Source organism: Persicitalea sp. (assembly GCF_041751555.1).
GTDB lineage: Bacteria > Bacteroidota > Bacteroidia > Cytophagales > Spirosomataceae > Persicitalea.
The window spans coordinates 1-5,114 of record NZ_JBGSXF010000327.1; the positions used below are offsets into that span (position 1 = coordinate 1).

General features: G+C 50.5%; 5 protein-coding genes and 1 pseudogene. 5 read left to right on the forward strand and 1 reads right to left on the reverse strand.

Annotation, left to right across the window (positions count from 1 at the left end):
- Positions 1-149 precede the first annotated feature (149 nt).
- Positions 150-776, reverse strand: coding sequence for an ABC transporter ATP-binding protein (locus tag ACEW8P_RS11710; protein ID WP_373513265.1), 627 nt, complete (start codon positions 774-776; stop codon positions 150-152).
- A gap of 175 nt (positions 777-951) precedes the next feature.
- Between ACEW8P_RS11710 and ACEW8P_RS11715 the strand changes: the two genes are divergently transcribed.
- The 5 genes and pseudogenes from ACEW8P_RS11715 to ACEW8P_RS11735 form a co-directional block, all read left to right on the forward strand.
- On the forward strand, positions 952-2,109 hold the full coding sequence (locus tag ACEW8P_RS11715; protein WP_373513266.1) for an NlpC/P60 family protein: 1,158 nt from the start codon (positions 952-954) through the stop codon (positions 2,107-2,109).
- A 174-nt stretch (positions 2,110-2,283) separates the two neighbouring features.
- On the forward strand, positions 2,284-3,303 hold the full coding sequence (locus tag ACEW8P_RS11720; RefSeq protein WP_373513267.1) for a DUF6089 family protein: 1,020 nt from the start codon (positions 2,284-2,286) through the stop codon (positions 3,301-3,303).
- A gap of 141 nt (positions 3,304-3,444) precedes the next feature.
- Entirely contained in the window at positions 3,445-4,086 is a 642-nt protein-coding gene (locus tag ACEW8P_RS11725) for a DUF6089 family protein (protein ID WP_373513268.1), read from the forward strand.
- Position 4,087: 1 nt separating this feature from the next.
- Complete coding sequence (locus ACEW8P_RS11730; protein WP_373513269.1) at positions 4,088-4,636, forward strand: DUF2911 domain-containing protein; 549 nt, start codon at positions 4,088-4,090, stop codon at positions 4,634-4,636.
- A 106-nt stretch (positions 4,637-4,742) separates the two neighbouring features.
- Positions 4,743-5,114, forward strand: a pseudogene (locus ACEW8P_RS11735) (serine protease); the annotation flags it as partial.

The window sequence follows — 5,114 nt, forward strand, 5'->3', positions numbered from 1 at the left end:
AATCCCGATCCCCAACGCCAGTAACAACCCGCTCAGAAAGCTGCTCAGCTTCTTTTCTTTGAGGTTGGCCCAACTTATTTTAGCAAGATTCATTTTTTAGTCTATGAGTAGCCATGATGCAAAACTGATATTTTCCTTTGTGCCTTCCTTCACAACGTCACCCACTCCCCAAACGCCGCCTTCAATCGCTGGTCGTGGGTGACGACGACGAGACTGGCCCCGATGGACTGTGATTGTTCTTTTAATAGCTCAACTACTTTCCGGCAATTCACATCATCGAGACTGGCGGTGGGCTCGTCGGCTAAGATAACGGTCGGGTCGTTCATCAGGGCACGGGCAATGCTCGCGCGTTGTTGCTCGCCCTGGCTGAGCTGGTTGGGTTTCTTGAATAAATGTTCGTCAAAACCCAATTGCTCGGCGAGGTGGATGGCTTTTTCTTTATTTTGTTTTTTATCGGCAAGATAATTGACAAGTAAAATATTGTCCAATACGCTCAATGAACTGACGAAGTGCGCCCGCTGGTAGATGATGCCGATCTGCTGCGCCCTTACCTGTCCTGCCTGCCGGACGTCGATGTTGCGCAGACTTTTTCCGTTGAGTTCGATTTCGCCGGATTGGGGCTGGAGCAGCAAGGCAAGTAAGTGGAGTAGGGTAGTTTTCCCGCTGCCCGACTGGCCAAGGATGAGCAGGGCTTCGCGCTCAGCGCAACGCAGATCGGGAAATACGAATTTTTTCTGGGGAGAATAGGCAAAAGTGAGGTTGTAGCTGGCGATCATAGAGGCGGCGAAATGCGGTTTCGGTAAAAATAGCGAACTTTCGGCGCTTTTGAGGAAGTTCCAAAGGCACAAAGTAGCAAAGTGACAAAGCCATTGATCCCTGATTTATGTAGTTACTCAATTACGCGACAGCGCGGTCTGCTCCGTAAACACCTAAACAAATCAAGCTACAAATATGAAACCCACCCTTTTACTTATCATGCTAATATTAGGGTTAGGCTGGGCCAATGCTCAGTCTAACAATCCTATGCAGAAAGCAATTGAAGAAGTGCGTCAGCAATACGCGCCGGACCGACGGGTGGCGATTTTCCAGGTCGAAGCCGACGAAAAAGGTGTCCTGACAGGGAAATCTAATTTGCCCGAAGCAAAAAGTACCCTGTTGAAAAAACTAACGGATAGCGGTATGAAGTACCAGGATAGTATCCAGTCACTGCCCGCCGAAGTGCTGGGCGAAAAGACTTACGGTGTGGTGAATCTGTCAGTGGCTAACGTACGCTCACAACCCCGAGATGCCGCTGAATTAGCCACGCAAGCTTTACTGGGCATGCCCCTGAAAGTACTTGACAAAGACCGCGGTTGGTACCTGGTACAGACGCCCGACCACTACATCGCATGGCTGGACTGGGGTGGTTTTCATCGGATGAATAAAACTGAATTTGCGGAGTGGGAATTGGCCGAGAAAGTAATTGTTTTGGCTCCCTACACGTTTTCCTACGAGAAAACCGATGCCGAAGGCCAGACCGTTTCTGATCTCGTGGCGGGTGATATGCTCAAATTGCTGGGCGAAGCGGACGGGTTTTATCATGTAAAGTACCCCGATGGACGCACCGCGTACATCGTCAAATCTGACGCCCGACCCTACGCAGAATGGCTGGCCTCGCTGACAATTTCCGAAGACAAACTAGTTGGTACCGCCAAGCGTATGATGGGTTTACCATATTTGTGGGGTGGCACTTCCTACAAGGGTGTGGATTGCAGCGGCTTTACCAAAACCATCTACCTGCTCAACGGTTGGGTACTACCCCGCGATGCTTCCCAACAGGTGCATTCGGGCGAATTAGTGAATACCGCCCGGGGGTTCGAGAATCTGCGGCCCGGTGACTTGCTGTTTTTTGGTACTAAGGCAGGAAACGAGACCGCCGAGAAAGTCACGCACGTGGGTATGTGGATTGGCAATGATGAATTCATTCACGCTTCGGGCAAGGTACGCGTCAGCAGTATGAACACCGATGCGCCCAACTACGACGAGTTTGAAAAGAACCGCTTCATTCGCGCCAAGCGGCTGCTCGGTAATGCCCAGGGTGTGCAGGAGTTGAAGACGATGTCAAATTAGGGAAGTTGCAAAGCCACAAAGAGAATTTGCTCTGTACAAACCAAATTCGCTAACCAAACGACCCAACAAATCTATCCTTCGACAAATAAACCCCCAACAATATCGTTTCTTTGAAGAAATACCCCTAACAAACCGTCAACTATTCTAATTTTGCCAAAAAATCGGCCTGGATTCATGCACATATTTTTTGAGAGAAACCGCAGAGAGAGAGCAGTAGGAATGGCAGCCGCTATTCTGCTGCTATTGGTAAGTGAAGCAGCTACGGCGCAGTTCAAGAGCAGTAGTTTCGTCCCCTATTCCAGCGTTTCGTTGGGAATCGGGACATCCAGTTATTTTGGTGAAATGGCGCCCTACAAGCGACCGCTGGCCTCTATCTTCGGAATGATGCGGTGGAACGGCACGGTAAATTATGCCCGCCACTTTACCCCCCGGTTTGGCGCGCGCGCCTCCTTCACTTATGCCCGGATCAGTGGTGATGACTTCAAGCTGAACAATAACGGTAAAGGATACCCCATCATCTTCGCCCGCAACCTCCATTTCAGAAACGATCTCAAAGAATTCGCGTTGGTGGGAATTTACAAGATCATTCCCGACAGTCGTAGCTACGACCGTCGCCCGCAGTGGAGTCCATACGTTTTCGCGGGTATCGCCGCCGTGGCTCACAGTCCCGAGGCTCGCGTACCCGACTTGATAGGCGACCAATGGGTAAAGTTGCAGCCACTTGGTACCGAAGGGCAGGGTAGCCCAGGTGTAGACCAAAAGCCTTACTCGCTAGTCACGCTGGCTATTCCGGTTGGCTTTGGTGTGCGCTATAAGATCAACCAGCGTTTCGACGTATCGGCGGAAATCGGTGTTCGTCTGACCACTAGCAATTACCTCGATGATGTGGGCGGCTATTACGCTGACCCCAATGTGTTAAAAGATGATTTGGCAAGAGCCATGGCTAATCGCTCGGCTGAACCAACTGCAGCCCGTAAGGGCGGAGACCGTACCGCCGGGCTTCGCAGATTTTTGGATGAGCAGTATGGCATAAACGACGCAGCGATTGATCCCTTCGTAGCTATCGGGCAGACTGAGTACGGTACACCTGGTACGCTGCGGGGAAACCCGGCCCGCAACGACGTTTATGTGCTGGGTAATATTCATCTGACTTATATTTTGGGTAGTCCAATCAAGTGCCCACCTTTGAAGTAAACTTACAGTTGGCAATGGACAGTCGACGCGGTTAGCCAGGAGCATGGTTTCTGGCTAACCGCTTTTAACGTAGAAACAAACCTTTTCACTTTTAAGCTCTAATCCCAGTTGTTCGACCTACCGCGTTTTGTTTTTATAATTATGTCTTTCCTTTTGGTAAGCGGTGCAGGCATGGCGCAGAAGGTGGAGATTGGGGCTAGTTTGGGTGGGCTGAATTATAAGGGAGACATTGTTCCCTTTATAAATCCTCGTTTTTTTCGACCGGGTGGGAGCCTGTTTTTTCGCTACAACGCGAGCCGATCGGTCACGTTTCGGGCTGAAATAATGCGGGGCAGCATCACGGGCGACGACGCTTATAGCAAAGACCCTTTCCAGAAAGCCCGCAACCTATCGTTTCGCACGAAGCTCTCGGAAGCCAACCTCGTTACGGAGTATAATTTTCTAAATTATGAAGATCGCCGTTTTGCATTGAATTGGACCCCCTATGTCTTTGCGGGGATAGGCTATTCGCGCTTTGCCCCCGAACCGAAAACCATGGACTACGCCACCAAGGGTTGGGTACTTCCCTATGGCATAGGTGTAAAGTACCAGATCAACCGTCCCTGGAACATCGGTTTGGAATTTGGCACCCGCAAGACATTTACTGATTTCCTTGACAACCTGGGCGGTATTCCTACTACGACTGCCAAGCTGGATCAGGGTGATATGACCACCAAAGACACTTACTACTACCTCGGCTTTTCGGTCAGCTACACCTTCTACCGTATCGTTTGCCCCGAATAGCGTGAAGAAAAAAGTTCTACTCCTCGTCACTATTGCCCTTGCCATTTTGGTAGCCGCTGCTTTCTTTGGTTACCGAGGCTACACCAAATCCTTCAGTCCCGAAGCCGTAGCCGAATTTGACCAGAACGGCTTAGATGTGCGCGTGAAGTACTGTCGCCCCGCTAAGAAAGGACGCCTGATTTTTGGCCGTGAAACTGACAATGCCCTCGTCCCTTATGACAAAGTATGGCGTACCGGTGCCAACGAAGCCACGCTCATCACTTTCGCAAACGACGTGTCTGTAGCCGAAACGCCTGTTCCGGCAGGTACCTACTCGCTATGGTCCGTACCCGGCCCGGCCAAATGGCAACTCGTGATTAACCGCGAAACAGGCCAATGGGGTACTGAATACAACGACGGCATGGACTTCGCCCGTATCGAAGTACCTATCCGCGTCAATCCTCAGGTCACAGAAGATTTCAAAATATTCTTCCACGAAAAGCCCTACGGTACCGACCTCATCCTCAACTGGGACCAAACCGAAGCCGTTGCTCCCATTCGAGCGAAATAGTTTAGTTGTTGATTTGTTTAGCTGTTTAGTTGTGGAACCTAACTCATAGTATTCCGTTTAGCTTTGTGCCTTTGTGCCTTAATCCTTCCCTCTCTTCCCCTCCTGAATGTTCGTCACCGCCATTGAAAAAGTCGATCGCTTTACCCGTCCCATCCACTTCATCACGCGCTATTACGGGGGCGGCGAGATCGATCCTGGTTCGGCTACCATGTTTTTTGTTAACGAACAGGGCTACGCGATAACCTGCCGCCACGTCGCCGAACTGATCATTCAAGGAAACACTATTTACAGCCAGTTCCTGAAATTCAAATCCGAACTGCGGCGATTTGAGAAAGACAAAAACTACGCGCTTCACCTGAAAAGACTGGAAGATCAGCACGGCATCACGAAGGAGACCGTGATTCGGCTCCTGCCCAATTTTCTGAACTCGATCCGGCGGGAGCTGACGATGGAAATTACACCGCATCCTTCGCAGGAC